Source organism: Micromonospora sp. NBRC 110009 (assembly GCF_030518795.1).
In the GTDB taxonomy this organism is placed as follows: Bacteria; Actinomycetota; Actinomycetes; order Mycobacteriales; family Micromonosporaceae; genus Micromonospora.
Genome location: NZ_CP130427.1, coordinates 4,381,172 through 4,398,367 on the forward strand (window position 1 = coordinate 4,381,172; position 17,196 = coordinate 4,398,367).

Annotated in this window: 17 protein-coding genes; 9 read left to right on the forward strand and 8 right to left on the reverse strand. The window is 74.4% G+C overall.

The genetic code is table 11. The annotated features are described in order from the left end of the window. The first annotated feature begins 9 nt into the window (after positions 1–9). From Q2K19_RS20985 to Q2K19_RS21000, 4 genes are all read left to right on the forward strand, one after another. Positions 10–3,708 (forward strand): M12 family metallo-peptidase, encoded by a 3,699-nt coding sequence (locus Q2K19_RS20985; protein ID WP_302763096.1) that lies wholly within the window; start codon positions 10–12, stop codon positions 3,706–3,708. Positions 3,709–3,786: 78 nt separating this feature from the next. Further along, positions 3,787–4,449: an acVLRF1 family peptidyl-tRNA hydrolase gene (locus Q2K19_RS20990; protein ID WP_302763097.1), complete on the forward strand. Its 663-nt coding sequence runs from the start codon at positions 3,787–3,789 to the stop codon at positions 4,447–4,449. 77 nt (positions 4,450–4,526) lie between these two features. Then, entirely contained in the window at positions 4,527–4,658 is a 132-nt protein-coding gene (locus Q2K19_RS20995) for a hypothetical protein (RefSeq protein ID WP_302763098.1), read from the forward strand. An 11-nt stretch (positions 4,659–4,669) separates the two neighbouring features. Further along, complete coding sequence (locus Q2K19_RS21000) at positions 4,670–5,035, forward strand: YybH family protein (RefSeq protein ID WP_302763099.1); 366 nt, start codon at positions 4,670–4,672, stop codon at positions 5,033–5,035. A 68-nt stretch (positions 5,036–5,103) separates the two neighbouring features. Here Q2K19_RS21000 and ypfJ read toward each other — a convergent pair whose 3' ends face one another. Further along, positions 5,104–6,018 carry a KPN_02809 family neutral zinc metallopeptidase gene (gene ypfJ / locus Q2K19_RS21005; protein ID WP_302772676.1) on the reverse strand — a complete coding sequence of 305 codons (915 nt, stop codon included), beginning with the start codon at positions 6,016–6,018 and terminating at the stop codon, positions 5,104–5,106. 249 nt (positions 6,019–6,267) lie between these two features. Here ypfJ and Q2K19_RS21010 point away from each other — a divergent pair, with 249 nt between their 5' ends. Continuing rightward, the gene (locus tag Q2K19_RS21010) at positions 6,268–7,875 is read left to right on the forward strand and encodes an ABC-F family ATP-binding cassette domain-containing protein (RefSeq protein WP_302763100.1); all 1,608 of its coding nucleotides are present in this window, start codon (positions 6,268–6,270) and stop codon (positions 7,873–7,875) included. Positions 7,876–7,926: 51 nt separating this feature from the next. On the opposite strand, the gene Q2K19_RS21015 is transcribed toward Q2K19_RS21010, so the two are convergent. Beyond that, entirely contained in the window at positions 7,927–8,529 is a 603-nt protein-coding gene (locus Q2K19_RS21015; protein ID WP_302763102.1) for a cadmium resistance transporter, read from the reverse strand. A gap of 213 nt (positions 8,530–8,742) precedes the next feature. Here Q2K19_RS21015 and Q2K19_RS21020 point away from each other — a divergent pair, with 213 nt between their 5' ends. The 3 genes from Q2K19_RS21020 to Q2K19_RS21030 all read left to right on the forward strand — a co-directional run bounded on the left by Q2K19_RS21020 (position 8,743) and on the right by Q2K19_RS21030 (position 11,882). Next, complete coding sequence (locus tag Q2K19_RS21020; RefSeq protein ID WP_302763103.1) at positions 8,743–8,970, forward strand: helix-turn-helix domain-containing protein; 228 nt, start codon at positions 8,743–8,745, stop codon at positions 8,968–8,970. 46 nt (positions 8,971–9,016) lie between these two features. Beyond that, entirely contained in the window at positions 9,017–9,784 is a 768-nt protein-coding gene (locus Q2K19_RS21025) for an enoyl-CoA hydratase/isomerase family protein (RefSeq protein ID WP_302763104.1), read from the forward strand. A 115-nt stretch (positions 9,785–9,899) separates the two neighbouring features. Further along, a complete protein-coding gene (locus tag Q2K19_RS21030; protein WP_302772678.1) occupies positions 9,900–11,882 on the forward strand; it encodes an ABC transporter ATP-binding protein in 1,983 nt (660 codons plus the stop codon). Here the strand turns inward: Q2K19_RS21030 and mug are convergent. The 6 genes from mug to Q2K19_RS21060 all read right to left on the reverse strand — a co-directional run bounded on the left by mug (position 11,879) and on the right by Q2K19_RS21060 (position 16,182). Further along, positions 11,879–12,454 carry a G/U mismatch-specific DNA glycosylase gene (gene mug / locus Q2K19_RS21035; protein ID WP_302763105.1) on the reverse strand — a complete coding sequence of 192 codons (576 nt, stop codon included), beginning with the start codon at positions 12,452–12,454 and terminating at the stop codon, positions 11,879–11,881. The two genes, Q2K19_RS21030 and mug, sit on opposite strands and share 4 nt — an antisense overlap. After that, the gene (locus tag Q2K19_RS21040; RefSeq protein WP_302763106.1) at positions 12,451–13,212 is read right to left on the reverse strand and encodes an SDR family oxidoreductase; all 762 of its coding nucleotides are present in this window, start codon (positions 13,210–13,212) and stop codon (positions 12,451–12,453) included. The genes mug and Q2K19_RS21040 overlap by 4 nt, the downstream gene beginning before the upstream one ends. Positions 13,213–13,255: 43 nt before the next feature. After that, positions 13,256–13,726, reverse strand: coding sequence for a hypothetical protein (locus Q2K19_RS21045; protein ID WP_302763107.1), 471 nt, complete (start codon positions 13,724–13,726; stop codon positions 13,256–13,258). Then, entirely contained in the window at positions 13,723–14,583 is an 861-nt protein-coding gene (locus Q2K19_RS21050; protein WP_302763108.1) for a DUF692 domain-containing protein, read from the reverse strand. The genes Q2K19_RS21045 and Q2K19_RS21050 overlap by 4 nt, the downstream gene beginning before the upstream one ends. Further along, positions 14,580–15,494 carry a TIGR04222 domain-containing membrane protein gene (locus tag Q2K19_RS21055; RefSeq protein ID WP_302763109.1) on the reverse strand — a complete coding sequence of 305 codons (915 nt, stop codon included), beginning with the start codon at positions 15,492–15,494 and terminating at the stop codon, positions 14,580–14,582. The genes Q2K19_RS21050 and Q2K19_RS21055 overlap by 4 nt, the downstream gene beginning before the upstream one ends. Positions 15,495–15,609: 115 nt before the next feature. Continuing rightward, positions 15,610–16,182, reverse strand: coding sequence for a TetR/AcrR family transcriptional regulator (locus Q2K19_RS21060; RefSeq protein WP_302763110.1), 573 nt, complete (start codon positions 16,180–16,182; stop codon positions 15,610–15,612). 105 nt (positions 16,183–16,287) lie between these two features. Between Q2K19_RS21060 and Q2K19_RS21065 the strand changes: the two genes are divergently transcribed. Then, the gene (locus Q2K19_RS21065) at positions 16,288–17,142 is read left to right on the forward strand and encodes a carbon-nitrogen hydrolase family protein (protein ID WP_302763112.1); all 855 of its coding nucleotides are present in this window, start codon (positions 16,288–16,290) and stop codon (positions 17,140–17,142) included. Positions 17,143–17,196 lie beyond the last annotated feature (54 nt).

The window sequence follows — 17,196 nt, forward strand, 5'->3', positions numbered from 1 at the left end:
GGAGACGACGTGAGGAAAATCCTGGTACGTCCACCGGACCGCCGTTCACGAGCTGACCGGGCACGGCGCGGCCGGTTCGCCGCCGTCCTGGTCGCCGCGCTGGTGGCGACGGTGCTGCCGGTGCTGGCGTCCCCCGCCCCGGCCGGCGCGGCCCCGCCCGCCGACAGCGGGTGGCGGAAGGTGGACGGCAAGCCCGCGCCGACCAGGGCCGGTCGCAAGGCGACCGTGCAGGCCAAGCGGCTGACCGCGTACACCCTGGACCGGAACAGCATGAAGGGCCTGCTCGACAAGGCACCGGCGGAGCGGACCCGCGGCCTCCGCCCGTCGGCGCAGGTCGTGACGCTGCCCGCGCCCGACGGGACGTACCAGCGGTTCGCGCTGGTGGACTCGCCGGCGATGGAAGCCGGCCTGGCCGCGGCGCACCCGGAGATCAGCACGTACGCCGGCCGGGGCCTGGACGACCCGACCGCGACCGTCCGCGCGGACCTGACCCCGCTGGGCTTCCACGCCTCGGTCCGCTCGGCGTCCGGCAACTGGTACGTCGATCCCTACTACCACCTGGACCAGAGCCTCTACGCCAGCTACTTCGCCCGCGACCTGGAGAACCCGCACGGGGACCTGGTCGAGCGGGAGGACGTGATGGAGGCGGCCCGCGACCTGGCGGACGAGGTGGGCGTGGCGCCCGCCGAGGTCCCCGCCGGGCCGCAGGTGAAGCTGCGCACCTACCGGGTGGCGCTGGTGACCGACCCCTCCTACGCCACCTTCTTCGGCGCCGAGAACGTCACGGCGGCCAAGGTCACCCTGATGAACCGGGTCACCCAGATCTACGAGGACGAGACGGCGATCCGGCTCGTGCTGATCAACGACACCGACAAGACCAACCTGAACACCCCCGCCCTGGCCACCGAGCCCAACGGCCCGTGCGGCGCCGCGGCCTGCTTCACCCCGGCGCAGCTCAGCTCGTGCGGCGGCGGCACGCTCAGCCGCAACCGGATCGTGCTCGGCCAGCTCGTCGGCGCCGGCAACTACGACGTGGGCCACATCGGCCTCGGCGTGAACGGCGGCGGCGTGGCCAGCCTCGGCGTGATTGGCGGCAACGGCAAGGCCCAGGGCTGCACCGGCCTGCCCACCCCGATCGGCGACTTCTACGCGGTGGACTACGTGGCGCACGAGATGGGCCACCAGTTCGCCGGCAACCACACCTTCAACGGCACCCAGTACAACTGCTCGGGCGGCAACCGGAGCGCGGCCAACTCGTACGAGCCGGGCAGCGGGTCGTCCATCATGGCGTACGCCGGGATCTGCCAGCAGGACAACCTCCAGCCGCACAGCGACCCGTACTGGTCGCACCGCAGCTACACCGAGATCACCAACTACATCACCTCCACCCGCCCGGCGATCAACGAGGTGCAGACCGTCTCGCTGCGCGACTTCGCCACCGACGGCGACTCGTTCACGGTCTCCTGGAACGGCGTCGAGTCCGTGCCGATCGTGCGGGGAGCCAACTACACCACGGCCGGCATCAAGGCCGCCATCGAGGCGATCGCCGGCTGGCCGGCCGGCGCGACCGTCACCGTCGCCGCCTTCGGCGGCAGCGGCGTCCTCAACGACACCGGCTTCCAGGTCACCTTCGGCGGCACGCTGGCTGCCACCAACGTCGCCCCGCTCGCCCTCGCGAGCCTCACCGACGCGTCCGGGTTCGTCGGCGAGACCGCCAAGGGTGGCGCGATCGACAACGGCGGATTCCTGGTCGAGGAGAACGGCAACCACGCGCCGGTGGTCACCGTGCCGGAGACGGTCGCCATCCCGGTGCGTACGCCGTTCGCGCTGACCGGCAGCGCCACCGACTCGGACGGCGACCCGCTCACCTACCTGTGGGAGCAGAACGACCGGGGCGGCGCGACCGGCACCGCGCTGGTGAACAACACCAAGGTGAACGGTCCGCTGTTCCGGGTCTTCGGCACGGCCGCGTACGTCTCGCCGAGCGACACCCTCAAGTACCACTCGCCGGGCCTGAACGCGGTGACCACCGACCCGACCCGGGTGTTCCCGGACATGGCGCAGATCCTGGCCGGCAACACGAACGCCCGGGCGGGCGCCTGCCCGGCCGCGCCGGCGCCGCCGCCCACGGGCGGCGCCTCCAACGTGCCGGCGGACCTGGTCGACTGCTACTCCGAGTTCCTGCCCACCCGGGACTGGGTCGGCTTCACCAACGACCGGACCATGCACTTCAAGCTCACCGCCCGGGACGGCCGGCCGGGTGGCGGCGGCGTCGGCAGCGCCGACGTGGCCGTGGTGCTGGCGCCGGACGCCGGGCCGTTCCTGGTCACCTCGCAGGGCTCCGCCGCCGTCCTGGACGGCGGTTCCATGCAGACGGTGACCTGGGACGTGGCCGGCACCGACGGGGCACCGGTGAACGCCACCCAGGTGCGGATCACGCTCTCCGCCGACGGGGGAAAGACCTTCCCGTACGTGCTGGCCGAGCAGACGCCGAACTCGGGCAGCGCCACGGTGGCCCTGCCGAACGTGGCGACGAAGCAGGCGCGGATCCGGATCGAGGCGGTCGGCAACGTCTTCTTCGACCTCAACGACGCCGACCTCACCATCCGGGCCGTGCCCGTGGTGTCGAACGACGCCCCGGCGGGCGGGGCCGCGGTCCAGTACAGCGACGCGCTGGCGCCGACGGTCACCGTCACCGCGACCGACGCGGACACCGTGGGGGCGGAGCTCACCGCCGCCGCGGCCGGCCTGCCCGCCGGCCTGTCGCTGGCCGTGTCGGCCACCTCCGGCGCCGACACCCCGGGGACCCGGAGCTGGACGGTCACCGGGACCGCCGGCGCGGTGCCGGGGGACTACCCGGTCACAGTGACGGTCGCCGACGGCACCGGCCTGGCGGCCACCACCTCGTTCACGATCCGGGTCACCGCCGAGGACGCGGCGGCGAGCTGGGCCGGTGACACCTGGGTGACCACCGCCGGCGCCTCCGGCACGGCCCTGCTGCGGGCCGTCGTCCGGGACGGCTCGGTGCTGCCCGGCGCGACGGACACCACCGCGGGGGACATCCGGACCGGCACGGTCACCTTCGCCGAGGGCGGCGTGCCGCTCTGCACCGGCGTGCTGGACCTGCTCGGGTCGGACACCACCACCGGGTCCGCGTCGTGCGAGGCCACCCTGGCGGCGGGCAGCCACACGGTCACCGCGACGGTCGGCGGCCACTACACGGGCGGCACCAGCGCCCAGGTGACGGTCGCGGCCTCCGACGGGTCGTTCCTCACCGGTGACGGGGTGCTGGCCGCGGGCCGGTCCGCCGGCCGGTACCCGGCGGCCGCCGGGTCGCCGGTGACCGTGGACCTGGTCGGCAAGCCGGCTCAGGTCGGCAAGATCACGACCGGTTCCGCGACCGTCGGGTTCCGGTCCGGCGGCCGGAACTACCAGATCCGGGGTACGGCCGTCGACGGCCTCGGCCTGAGCCGGACCGGCGGGGTGGCGCAGGTGCGCTACCGGGCCGACCTGGTCGACAGCACCGGCACGGTGGTGGCCGGCGGGTTGACCCTGGCCGTGACGGTGACCGACGAGGGTGCGCCCGGCCGGAACGACACCGTCGGGGTCACCCTGTGGAACGGCGGGGCGCTGCTCTTCTCGTCCGACTGGACGGGAGGCGGCACCGCGGAGGTGAAGCTGACCAGCGGCAACCTCAGCCTGCACTGATCGACCGGTGGCGCGGGAGGACGCCGTTCACGGGTGTCCTCCCGCGTTCCCGATCCCACCGTGCCGTACCGTCGTGCCATGAGCAGCCGACCCGCGGCCGGGGGCGGCCGGTGGGTCGAGGTCGACCCGACCCGCGTCACCCGCTGGGTCGAGGGCTTCGCCGACCGGCACGGTCCGCCCACCACCGCCGTAGAGGGGTACGGCCTGCTGCTCGCCGCCCCGGACGGCGCCACCGCCGAGCTGCACACCCCGCCTGGCGCCCCGGCCAGCGCCGACGTGACCGGGTTCGGGGCCGCCGCCGGCGCGGCCCGCCGGCTCGGCCTGCTGCTGGCCCGCAAGGGCGCGGTGGCGGTCGGCGTTGCCGACGGCCCCGACCTCGTCGTCTCCAAGGTTGACACTCGCTACGTGCAGGGGCGCACCGCCGCGGGTGGCTGGTCGCAGCAGCGGTTCGCCCGGCGGCGGGACAACCAGGCGAAGGCGGCCCTGGGCGACGCGGCGGAGCTGGCCGTACGGCTGCTGTTGCCGGAGGCCGCGACACTGGCCGCCCTGGTCTGCGGGGGTGACCGGCGGGCGGTGGACACCGTGCTGGCCGACCGGCGGCTGGCCCCGCTCGCCGCGCTGCGCGCGGACCGGCTGCTCGACGTGCCGGAACCCCGGCACGCGGTGCTGGTCGGCGCGGTCGCCGCCGCCCGCGCGGTGCGGATCCGGGTCTGCGACCCGGCACCCGAGCGCGCCGCCTGATCTCAGCGACAACACCGTGAGGGGCGGTCTCCCCGCGAACACGCGACGACGCGCGCCGGACGAACGGAGGATGAGCTGTGGAGTTTTTCGTGGACCTGGTGACCACGGTGCCGGGCGGCACGGCGGAGGAGCCGCTGCGCGCGTGGCGGCGCGAAGCCGTGACTCCGCTGTCGCCGCATCCGAACGACCCGGGCCGGCCGGCCCGGTGACCCCGAACGCCATGACCGGCGCCGAGGCAGAGATTCTGCGGACCGTCCTCGACGGGTGGCGGTCCGCCGTCGACGCCCACGAGCCCGAGCGCGTCGCGTCGTACTTCACCGAGGACGCGATCTTTCAGGGCCTGCGCCCGTACACCGTCGGCCGTGACGCCGTCGCCGACTACTACGCCTCGCAACCGATCGGCCTGACCGCCGCGTACGACATCCGCGAGAGCCGGCGTCTCGCCGACGACCTCGTCCTCGGCTACCTGAGCGTCGAGTTCGCCTTCACCGACCGGCCGACCCTGGCCGTCCACCTCGGGGTGATCGTGCGCCGGGTCGGTGCCACCTGGTTGATCAGCCACTACCAGGTGTCCCGGCTCGGCTGACCGCCGGAAAGGCGGGACCCCGGCGCCGGATGTCCGGCGGCCGGGGTCCTGGTGGCCTCGGGGAGAGGTCAGAGGCTGCCGCCGAAGGTGTCGCAGGCCTTCGGGTCGCCCGTGGACCAGCCCTTGGTGAACCACTGCTGGCGCTGCTCCGAGGTGCCGTGGGTGAACTCGTCCGGGTTCACCGGCCGGCCGGCGCGCTTCTGGATCGCGTCGTCGCCGATCTTCTCGGCGGTGTCGATCGCCTGCTGGATGTCCTGCTCGGTGATGCTCGTGAAGATCTTCTGGCCCTGCTCGTCGGCGGTCCCGGTGGCGTTCTTGGCCCAGGCACCGGCGTAGCAGTCGGCCTGCAGCTCCAGCTTCACCGAGAGCGCGTTGGCGTTGTTCGGGTCGCGCTGCTGCTGGCGGCGCATCTGCGCCTCGGTGCCGAGCAGGTCCTGCACGTGGTGGCCGTACTCGTGGGCCAGGACGTACGGCTGGGCGAACTCGCCCGCCGCGCCGAGCTGGTCGGCGAGCAGCCGGTAGAAGGTGAGGTCGATGTAGACCAGGTCGTCGGCCGGGCAGTAGAACGGGCCGACGCCGGAGTCGGCCGCGCCACAGCCGGTGTTCACGTTCTGGCTGAAGAAGACGGTCTTGGCCGGCTGGTACTGCTGGCCGAAAACCTCCGGCATGGCGGTGCGCCAGTACGCCTGGATCGAGTTGACGTAGAGCGTGTTGCGGCAGTCGAGCTGCTTGAGCGCGTCCTGCGCCGAGCACTTCTGCTCCAGGGAGGTGTTGTCGCCCTGGTCGGAGCCGCCGCCCCCGCCCATCGCGTTCAGCCCGAAGCCGCCGCCGATCAGGGCGACGAGCACGGCGATGACGAGGCCGATGATCCCGCCACGCCCGCCGCCGATCGGGATCGGGATGCCCATCCCGCCGCCTCCGCCGGACCCTCGCCGGTCCTCCACCTGGCTGGTGTCGATCCGCGCGTTCTCGTTCAGCTCCATGTTGACCCCGATCACCGATTTGTCCGTATGTGGTGGTTGCGGTACCGGACCGGGTCCGGACGGGGTTTTCGGTACCCGATGATCTTGCCCGGTAATCCGGCGGGCCGGGCGCGGCCGGCCCGGTACACTTGCCACCGTGCTGCGCTGCGAAGGCTGAACGGCCCCGCGCCGGACGGGAACTGATGACCCGCCGGCGCTTTCGCGTGCCCTGAGTCAGCCCTTCCGGACCCCGAGAGCGAGTACCTCACCATGATCACTGCCACCGGCCTCGAACTGCGCGCCGGTTCCCGGATCCTGCTGTCCGACACCACCCTCCGGGTGCAGCCGGGCGACCGGATCGGCCTGGTCGGCCGCAACGGCGCCGGCAAGACCACCACGCTCAAGGTGCTGGCGGGGGAGGGGCAGCCGTACGCCGGCCAGCTCGACCGGCGCAGCGCGATCGGCTACCTGCCCCAGGACCCGCGCACCGGCGACCTGGACGTCACCGGGCGGGACCGGGTGCTCTCCGCCCGCGGCCTGGACGTGCTGATGGCCCAGATGAAGGAGCTGGAGGCCAAGCTCGCCGAGGGCGCCGACGACGAGCGCCTGGTTCGCCGCTACGGCGCGCTGGAGGACCAGTTCGCCTCCCTCGGCGGGTACGCGGCCGAGGCCGAGGCGGCCCGGATCTGCGCCAACCTGGGCCTGCCCGACCGGGCCCTGGCGCAGACCATCGGCACCCTCTCCGGCGGCCAACGGCGCCGCATCGAGCTGGCCCGGATCCTGTTCCGCGACGCCGGCGAGAACGGCGGCGGCATCCTGCTGCTCGACGAGCCCACCAACCACCTCGACGCCGACTCGATCACCTGGCTGCGCGGCTTCCTCGCCAACCACAAGGGCGGCCTGATCGTGATCTCCCACGACGCGTCGCTGCTGGAGGCGGTGGTCAACAAGGTCTGGTTCCTCGACGCCACCCGCTCCGTGGTCGACGTCTACAACCTGGGCTGGAAGGCGTACCTGGCGGCGCGGGAGACCGACGAGCGGCGCCGCCGCCGGGAGCGGGCCAACGCCGAGAAGAAGGCCGGCGCGCTGATGGCCCAGGCGGACAAGATGCGGGCCAAGGCCACCAAGACCGTCGCCGCGCAGAACATGGCCCGCCGCGCCGAGAAGATGCTGGCCGGCCTGGACGAGGTCCGCGTCGCCGACAAGGTGGCGAAGGTCCGCTTCCCCACCCCGGCGGCGTGCGGCAAGACCCCGCTCACCGCGGGCGGCCTGTCCAAGTCGTACGGGTCGCTGGAGATCTTCACCGACGTCAACGTGGCGGTGGACCGCGGCTCCCGGGTGGCCATCCTCGGCCTCAACGGTGCCGGCAAGACCACCCTGCTGCGGATGCTCGGCGGCCTGCTCGAGCCCGACACCGGCGAGGTGCGCCCCGGCCACGGCCTGCGGCTCGGCTACTACGCCCAGGAGCACGAGACCCTGGACGTGGACCGGACGATCCTGGAGCACATGCGCAGCGCGGCGCCGGAGCAGACGGACACCGACCTGCGCAAGATCCTCGGCGCGTTCCTCTTCTCCGGGGAGGACGTGGACAAGCCAGCCGGGGTGCTCTCCGGTGGTGAGAAGACCCGGCTGGCCCTGGCCACCCTGGTCTGCTCGGGCGCGAACGTGCTGCTGCTGGACGAGCCGACGAACAACCTCGACCCGGTCAGCCGGGAGCAGGTGCTCGACGCGATCGCCCGCTACCCCGGCGCCATCGTCCTGGTCACCCACGACCCCGGCGCGGTGCTGGCCCTCAAGCCCGACCGCGCCATCCTCCTCCCCGACGGCGACGAGGACGCCTGGTCCGACGACCTTCTCGAACTCGTCGAACTCGCCTGACCCCGGGCCCCCGGCCCGCCGGCCCCCGCCTGGTCCGGGGCCGGGCGGGCGTCAGGTGAGGAGGCGGGCCAGGTGGGGCAGGACGCCGGAGGTGACCAGGATGGTCGCGCCGATGGCGATGAACACGGCAGGGACCAGCCAGTGCCCGGCGCGGCCGACCAGGCCCACCACCCGGGGGTGGCCGCCGAGCAGGGCGGCGACCGCGCACCAGACCGCGACCAGCGCGGCGAAGACCAGCAGCCAGACCAGGCCGGTGGCCGGGTCGAGGGAGCGGAACACCGGCACGTACACCGCGATGTTGTCGGCGCCGTTTGCGATGGTCACCCCGGCCACGCCGAGCAGGCTCCCGACCACGGCCGGCGGCTCGTCGTCGGCGGAGCGGGTCAGCAGCGCGCGCACGCCCAGCACGACGGGCAGCAGCCCGAGCAGGCCGGTCCACGGGTCGGGCACGACCAGCAGCCCGGCGGCCGCCACCACCGCGACGGCGACCAGCGCGCCGATGCCCAGGTACTGGCCGGCGACGATGTCCCGGGGGCGGGGTCGGCCGGTGCCCCGTGCCGCCACGAAGAACACCGTGAGCACGACGATGTCGTCGAGGTTGGTGGCGGCGAAGACCAGGGCGGCGCCGGCCGCCGCGGCGAGCAGGTCGATCACCCGAGGCAGCGTACGGGGCGGCCGGCCGGTCGGCCCGGCATGATCCACCCGGGTGGACCCGACTGACCGGTCAGGAGGATCACTCTATCGGGAAGCTGACATTGCATAGCGTGTCGGTTGGCGAAGAGTTGATATCTGGCGCATGATCGTTCGAGACGGTCTAATAGGTGGGACCGTATCCGAACCGCACAGTCTGGGACGTGAGGAATCAGCATGGCAGCCACTGGCACAGCCACCAGCACTGAGAAGGGTCGCCGGATCGTCGGAGCCGAGCGTCAGACGCTCGCCAAGGACCTGGTAAAGCGGTACACCGCCGGTGAGAGCATCCGTTCACTCGCGGCCTCGACCGGCCGTTCCTACGGGTTCATCCACCGGGTGCTCACCGAGTCCGGCGTGCAGCTGCGGCAGCGTGGCGGCGCCCGGCGCCGCAAGAAGGCGTGACCCGCCCCCCAACGTCGTCCATCAGCCCCGAGCCACGGGCGGTCCGGTGACCGCCGAGACGACCGGGGTGCGACTCGACTGCGACGGGCCGGTCGCGACGGTCACGTTGTGCCGGCCCGACGTGCTCAATGCCCAGACCCCGGCGATGTGGCGCGCGATGAGCGACTTCTCCCGGGAGCTGCCCGGTGACGTCCGGGTCGTGGTGGTACGCGGTGCGGGGCGGTCCTTCTCCGCGGGTCTGGACCTGTCGGTGGCCGGTGCCTCCGGCCCGGGCTCCTTCGCCGAGCTCGCCACCCTGCCGGAGCAGGAGTGCGCCGACCGGATCGCCGAGTTCCAGGCCAGCTTCACCTGGCTGCACCGGCCGGACGTGATCTCGATCGCGGCCGTGCAGGGCCACGCCATCGGGGCGGGCTTCCAGCTCGCCCTCGCCTGCGACCTGCGGGTGCTCGCCGAGGACGCCAAGCTCTCCATGGCGGAGGTGACCCTCGGCCTGGTCCCCGACCTGGCCGGCACCAAGCGGCTCGTCGAGCTGGTCGGCTACTCCCGCGCCCTGGAGATCTGCGCCACCGGCCGCCGGATGGACGCCGCGGAGGCGGACCGGATCGGCCTGGCCACCCTCGTCGTGCCGAACGCCGAGCTGGACGCCGCGGTGCGGGACCTGACCGCCGGTCTGCTGGCCAACAACCGGGACGCGATCGTGGAGATCAAGGCGCTGCTCACCGGCGCCGCCGGACGTACCCACGCCGAGCAGCAGCGGGTGGAGCGGGAGGCGCAGACCCGCCGGCTGCGCGACCTCGCCGGGCGGGCAGAATAGGTAAGGACCGTTCGGGAAGATCCGGGTTACTCGCGAGGTTGTCGTAGTCGTCGGGAGAATTGAACCGACGGTCCAGCGCTGCCCGACGACCCGGAGGTGACGAGTGTCCAACCACATGGCCGGTGGCGGCATGGCCGGCTGGAGCATGCTCCGGTCGATGCGCCACCGGGACGAGGTCTCCACCCACCAGCTCAAGCGCGGCACCGCCAAGCGGATCGTCGCGTTCGCCCAGCCCTACCGGCGCGACATCGTGATCTTCCTGATCACCGTGGTGATCGCCGCGGTGGTCGGGGTGGCCACCCCGCTGCTCGCGGGTGACGTCATCGACGCGATCGCCGGCGCCGGCTCCGACGCGGGCGCCACCGTAGTCCGGCTCGCCCTGATCATCGCCGTGCTGGCCGTCGCCGACGCGCTCTTCTCCCTGGCCCAGCGCTGGTATTCGGCCCGGATCGGGGAGGGCATCATCCTCGACCTGCGGACCCGGGTCTACGACCACGTCCAGCGGATGCCGCTGCAGTTCTTCACCCGGACCCAGACCGGTGCGCTGGTCAGCCGGCTCAACAACGACGTGCTCGGCGCCCAGCGGGCGTTCACCTCCACCCTGTCCGGGGTGGTCAGCAACGTCATCCAGTTGGTGCTCACCGCCGGTGCGATGCTCATCCTCTCCTGGCAGATCACCCTGCTGGCGCTGGTGCTGCTGCCGATCTTCATCATCCCCGCCCGCCGGGTCGGCCGGCGGCTCGCCGAGATCACCCGGGAGTCGTACAACCTCGACGCGAAGATGAACGCGACGATGACCGAGCGGTTCGGCGTGGCCGGCGCGCTGCTGGTCAAGCTCTTCGGCTCGCCCGAGGTGGAGGCGGCCCGGTTCGCCGGCCGTGCCGAGCGGGTCCGCGACATCGGCATCCAGTCGGCCATGTACTCGCGAACCTTCTTCGTGGCCATGCTGCTGGTCGCCTCCCTCGCCCAGGCGCTGACCTACGGCCTGGGCGGCTGGCTCGCGGTCACCGGCGCGGTCAGCGCCGGCACCGTGGTCAAGCTCGCGCTGCTGCTCACCCGGCTCTACGGGCCGCTCACCGCGCTCTCCAACGTCCGGGTCGACGTGATGAGCGCGCTGGTCTCCTTCGACCGGGTCTTCGAGGTGCTCGACCTGCGCCCCGGCATCGAGGAGAAGCCCGCCGCGGTGCCGGTGCCCCGGGGCAGCGGCCGGGTCGAGTTCCGCGACGTGCGGTTCCGCTACCCGAGCGCCGCCGAGGTGTCGCTGGCCTCCCTGGAAGAGGTCGCCACGCTGGACCGCACGGTCAACGAGCCGGTGCTCAAGGGCGTCTCGTTCGCCGTCGAGCCGGGGCAGATGGTCGCCCTGGTCGGTCCCTCCGGCGCCGGCAAGTCGACGCTGTCCATGCTGATCTCCCGGATCTACGACGTCACCGACGGCCAGGTGCTGGTCGGCGGCGTGGACGTCCGGGACGCCACCCTCGCCTCGCTGCGCGACGAGATCGGCGTGGTCACCCAGGACTCCCACCTGTTCCACGAGACCATCCGGGAGAACCTGCGCTACGCCAAGCCGGACGCCACCGACGACGAGATCTGGGCCGCGCTGGCCGGGGCGCAGGTCGCCGACCTGGTCCGCTCCCTGCCCGACGGGCTGGACACCACGGTCGGCGAGCGGGGCTACCGCTTCTCGGGCGGCGAGAAGCAGCGCATCGCCATCGCCCGGCTGCTGCTCAAGGCCCCGTCGATCGTCATCCTCGACGAGGCCACCGCACACCTCGACTCGGAGAGCGAGGCGGCGGTGCAGCGGGCGCTCTCCGTGGCGCTGACCGGGCGTACCGCGCTGGTGATCGCGCACCGGCTCTCCACCGTCCGCGACGCCGACCAGATCCTCGTCCTCGACGAGGGGCGGATCGTCGAGCGCGGCCGGCACGAGGAGCTGGTCGCGGTCGGCGGCCTCTACGCCGAGCTCTACCGCACCCAGTTCGCGGTGACCGACTCGCCGGCCCCCTACGCCGAGGCCGACCAGGCGGAGCCGGTGGTCACCACCGTGCCGCTCGGCACCTACGTGGCGCAGGAGGCGCTGCCGCCGGCGGCCGCCAACTAGGCGGTCGCCGCCGCGCGCAGCTCGCCGAAGGCGGCGCCGAGCGTCTCCGGGGTGAAGTGGGCGTTCAACCCGCTCGGGTTGGGCAGCACCCAGAGCCGGGCCGGTCCCAGCGGCTCCGGCTGCGGGCCGAAGCCGGCCCTGGGCCGGGCGAAGCCGATCCGGTAGGCGGTCACCCCGACCACCGCCACCCAGCGGGGCCGGTACCGCTCGACCTTGCCGGCCAGCAGCTCGGCGCCCGCGACCAGTTCCGCGGCGGTCAGCTCGTCCGCCCGGGCGGTGGCGCGGGCCACCAGGTTGGTGATGCCGAGGCCGAGGCGGGGCAGTTCGTCCTGCTCGCTGGGGTGCAGGCGGCGCTGGGTGAAGCCGCCCCGGTGCAGGGCCGGCCAGAACCGGTTGCCCGGCCGGGCGAAGTGCCAGCCGGTCGCCGCCGACCACAGCCCCGGGTTGATCCCGACGAAGAGCACGTCCAGCCCGGGCGCGATCACGTCCGGCAGGAGTTGGTCGACCGCCGCCGCCAACTGCTCCTTCGTCGGCCGGGGATACCGCCGGGCAGCCGCCTCGTCGGGGGTCACAGGCCGCGCAGCGCGCCGCCGTCGACCGGCACGGTCACCCCGGTGACGTAGCCGGCGGCGGGGGAGAGCAGGAACGCGGCCACCCGCCCGAACTCGGCCGGGTCGCCGATCCGGCGCAGCGGGATGGCCGCCTCCGCCGCGGCCCGGGCCCGTTCCGGATCACCGGCGGCGGCGAACAGCTCCCGGTTCCGGTCGGTCATGATCCGCCCGGGCAGCAGGCCGAACACGCGGACCCCGCGCGGGCCGTACTCGTCGGCGACGTCCTTGGCCACCCCGGCCAGGCCGGGGCGCAGGCCGTTGGAGATGCCGAGGCCGGGCAGCGGCTCCCGCGCCGACGTGGACAGGACCAGCCCGATCGCGCCGCCGTCCGGGAGCGCGAGGGCCAGCGTCCGCACGGTGCGGACGCTGCCCAGGAAGACCGTCTCGAAGGACTCCCGCCACTGCTCGTCGGTGATCTGGGCGGCGGTGCCCTTGGGCGGCCCGCCCACCGAGATGAGCGCCCCGTCGAGCCGGCCGAACTGCTCGCGGGCCGCGATCACCAGCCGCTCCGGGGTGCCCGGGTCGGTCAGGTCGGCGGTCAGCCCGATCGCCCGCTCCGCCCCGCCGAGCGCCTCGACCGCCGCGGCCACCTGCTCCGGTACGCGCGCCGAGAGCACCACCCGGGCGCCGTCGGCGACGAGCTGTTGGGCGGTGGCGAAGCCGAGGCCGCGGGAGGCGCCGGTCAGCACGTACACCCGGTCGGCGAGTCCGAGATCCATGAGGCTGATCCTGCCGTACGCCGGGACGCCGTGCCAGCGAGGGTCAGCGGCGGGCCGGACGGAGCAGGCGTACCCGACCGGCGACCTGCACCGCCACGGCGTCGCCGGCCCGGGCGACGGCCGGCAGCCGGCGGGGCCGGGGCGCGGTGCGGCCGTCGTAGCGGGCGGTGGCCTCCCGGGTGGCCAGTTCCTCGGCGCCCAGCGGCGGCAGCGAGCCGCGGTCCCGCAGCTCCCGGGCCAGATCCCAGCCGTCGCGCAGCGACCCGTTGGTGGGGCGTCCCGCCGCCCACCCGGTGAAGGTGGCCGGCCAGCCGACGCCGAGTCCGGCGGCGAGCAGCGGCCAGTGCCGCGCCACGTCGCCGGCCCGCTTGCGCAGCAGCGCGCGGCGCGCCGCCGCCACCGGCGCCGGGGCGAAGCCGGGCGGCAGCGGACCCCCGGCGACCAGTGCGGCGACCAGCGCCGCCTGCCGGGCGGCCAGGTCGCCGCCGGGCGCCGGCAGCTCGCCGCCGGTCACGTGACCACCGGGAAGCCGGACGCGGCCGCCAGCGCGTCCAGTTCCCCGCGCAGCTCGGCGGCGGGCGGGTAGTGACCGTCGCGCTCCAGCAGCAGCGCCGGGGGCCGCTGCCGGGCGCACAGCGCACGGACCAGGTCGAGCACCTCGGCGGGGACCGGATCGGTGTGCGTGTCGTGGTAGAAGCCGCCCTGCTCGGCGCCGCCGGCGACGTGCACGTAGGCGATCCGGTCCAGGGGCAGCCGGTCCAGCAGCGCGTGCGGGTCGCCGCCCCGGTTGCGGGCGTTGGCGTGCACGTTGGCGACGTCGAGCAGCAGCAGCGCCCCGGTGGCGTCGAGGATCTCGGTGAGGAAGTCGGCCTCGTCCAGCTCGTCGTCCGGCCAGTCGAAGAGCGCGGCGATCGGTTCCAGCGCGAGCGGCACCGGCAGCTCGGCCTGGGCCCGCCGGACGTTGGCCGCCACCGCGGCGACCGCCGCCCGGCTGCGCGGCAGCGGCAGCAGATGGCCCGCCTCCACGCCGCCGGCCCGGACGAACGCGATGTGCTCGCTGACCAGCGGCGCCCCCAGCGCCGCGGCCACCCCCGCCAGGTGCGCCACCCGGGCCGGGTCGACGGGTTCCGCGCCGCCGAGGGAGAGCTTCACCCCGTGCGGTACGACGGTGACGCCGCGCCCGCGCAGCTCGGCGAGCCCGTCCGGGAGCGGCCCGGCCGGGGCGACCGTCTCGGCCACCACCTCGACGAAGCGCAGCCCGGGCAGGCCGGCCACGAAGCCGGCGATCTCCGGCCGCCAGCCGATGCCGACCCCGACCGGCCCCGCCGGGGTCGCCGCGAGGCCGGTCGGGGCCGGCGCGGGGTCGCTCATCCGCCGCACCCGCCACCGCCGCAGCCGCCGCCCCCGCAGGAGCTGCCGCCGCCGCACGAACTGCCGCCGCCGCAGGAGCTGCCCGAGCTGCCCGAGCTGGCGCCGCTCGCACCGATCGCCTGGCGCTGGATCTCGGCCTGGTCGGCGAAGCCCGGGTCCATGGCCCAGATGGTGGCGGTGCCGAACAGCGCCACTCCCATCGCTGCGTCGGACGGGCCGTAGGTGGCGTACGCCGGGGCGGCGGAGGGGCGCAGCCAGCCGTGCTGGCGGCGCAGCTCGCGCAGCGCCCGGTCCGCCGTCCGGGTCCGCCACGGCACCCGGTTGAGCAGCAGGAACGCGATGAAGAGCGGGACCATGGCGAGCATCAGGTAGCCGGCGGGGCGGCTGTTCGACAGGCCGACGAAGGCCCGGAGCACGCCGAGCGCCAGGAGGGCGCCGAGCAGCGTCGGCCCGCGCCGCAGGGCCGCCCGCCGGGCCTTGCCGAGCGCCAGGCCACGCGCTTCGAGGCCGTCGCGGAGCTGGTCGAGGGCACGGGCCACCCACTCGTCCCGGCGCAGCTCGCGGGAGTGCACGCCGCGCGCGGCGGCGTGGTGGATCGCCTGGTCGAGCGGGGTGGCCCCGGCGGGCATCGCGCCGCCGGTGGTGAGCTGCCGGTCGGGCCGTACGCCCAGCGCACCGGCCCGGCGCAGCCCGCCGAGCGCCGTCCAGACGGCGAGCTGGCCACCGCCGTTGAGGTACGCGACCTGCTGCGGCCCGAGCTGCCCGGCGCCGGTCACCGGCGTGCCGGCCAGGGCGCGGACCCGGTGCACCAGGGTGCCGACGACCAGCACGGCCGCGGCGACCAGGTACCAGCGCAGGAAGACGGGGCCGGGGATGCCCCAGGTGTCGCCCGGTGCGGCGAGAAGGGCCATGTCTGCTCCTGTGGCGAGGGGGTCGCGGCCCATTGTGGAGCAGCCCCGCCAGGGGTCACCCGGCCCGCCGGGCGAGTTACCGGACCGAGACCGGCCGGGGGAGTACGTCGCCCGGTCAGTGCCGCCGGACGGCCTCCTCGACCAGGTCGAGCACCCGGCCCAGATCGCCCGCGGGGCGGCCCATCGCCAGGTGCAGCACCAGGCCGTCGTACGCCAGCTCCAGGAACTGGGCCAGCACGTCGATCGGCACGTCGTCGCGGAGCACCCCGGCCTCCCGCTGGCGGAGCAGCCGCTCGCGGGTGGCCTCGGCGATCGCGGCCGAGCGTTCCGCCCAGCGCCGGGCGAACGCCGGGTCGGTGCGCAGCCGGCGGGAGACCTCCAGCTGGCTGCCGAGCCAGCCGGTGGTGTCCGGCGAGACGGCCCGGGCGAGCAGGTCCCGCATCACCTGGACCAGGCCGTTGCGGGCGACGGTCTCCACCATCACGGCGGCGTCGTCCTCGGCCACCGCGAGGAAGAGCGAGTCCTTGTCGCGGAAGTGGTGGAAGATGGCGCCACGGGACAGTCCGGTGGCCTCCTCCAGGCGGCGGACGGTGGCGCCCTCGTAGCCGTGCCGGGCGAAACACGCCCGCGCGGCGGCGAGGATCTCCTGCCGGCGCGCGTCGAGCTGGTCCTGACTTACTCTGGGCACGTACCGATCGTCCCAGGTGCCCCGGGCCGACGCAAACCGTACGTACGGCTTGAGATGCGGCTTTGCATGATCCAGTCGAGCGGGCGATGCGGTTAGGATCGCCGGGTGACCGAGGCCGCACCCCTTCCCGCCCGTCCGTTGACCGTGGCCGCCGTGCAGGCCACGCCGGTCCCCGGCGACGTCGCCGGCAACGCCGGCGCGGCCGCGCGGCTCGTCGGCCGGGCCGGCGACGCCCGGGTCGTGCTGCTGCCGGAGCTGTACCTGCCGGCGTACCACCCGCCGACCCTGGCCGCCGACCCGACCGGCACCGACGTGGCCGCGGATCCGGACGGCCGGGTCGACGACCCGCGGCTGGACCCGCTGCGGGTGGCCGCCCGGGACGGCGGAACGACCGTGGTGGTCGGGGCCGCCGTCCGGCACCCGGACGGGCGGCGGACCATCTCCGCGCTGGTGGTCGACCCGACCGGCGGCGTGCGCGCCGCGTACGACAAGCAGCAGCTCTGGAGCGGGGAGCGCGAGCTGTTCGACGCGGGCCGGCGCGGGGCCACCCTGCTGGTCGACGACTGGCGGCTCGGCCTCGGCATCTGCTACGACGGCTGCTTCCCGGAGCACGGCCGGGCGGCCGCCGACGACGGCGCGCACGGCTACCTCTGCCCGAGCGGCTACCTGGCCGGCTCGGCGCACCGGCGCGACCTGTACTACGCCGCGCGCGCCCTGGACAACACCATGTACGTCGTCTTCGCCAACGCCGTCGACGGCGCCGACCCGTGGCGGTTCAACGGCGGCGCCGCCGTGTACGACCCGGAGGGACGCCCGCTGGCCCGCGGCGCGGACACCGGGGAGGACGTGCTGGTGGCGACGCTCGACCCGGCCGCCCTGGCGGCCACCCGCGCCGCGCACACCATGCTCGGCGACCGCCTGCCCGACCAGGGGCTCCCCCGAACGACGCTGCGCGGCTGACGGACGGGGCGGGGGGATCGGCCCTGTCGGTCGTGCACCTCGGTCCCGTAAGGT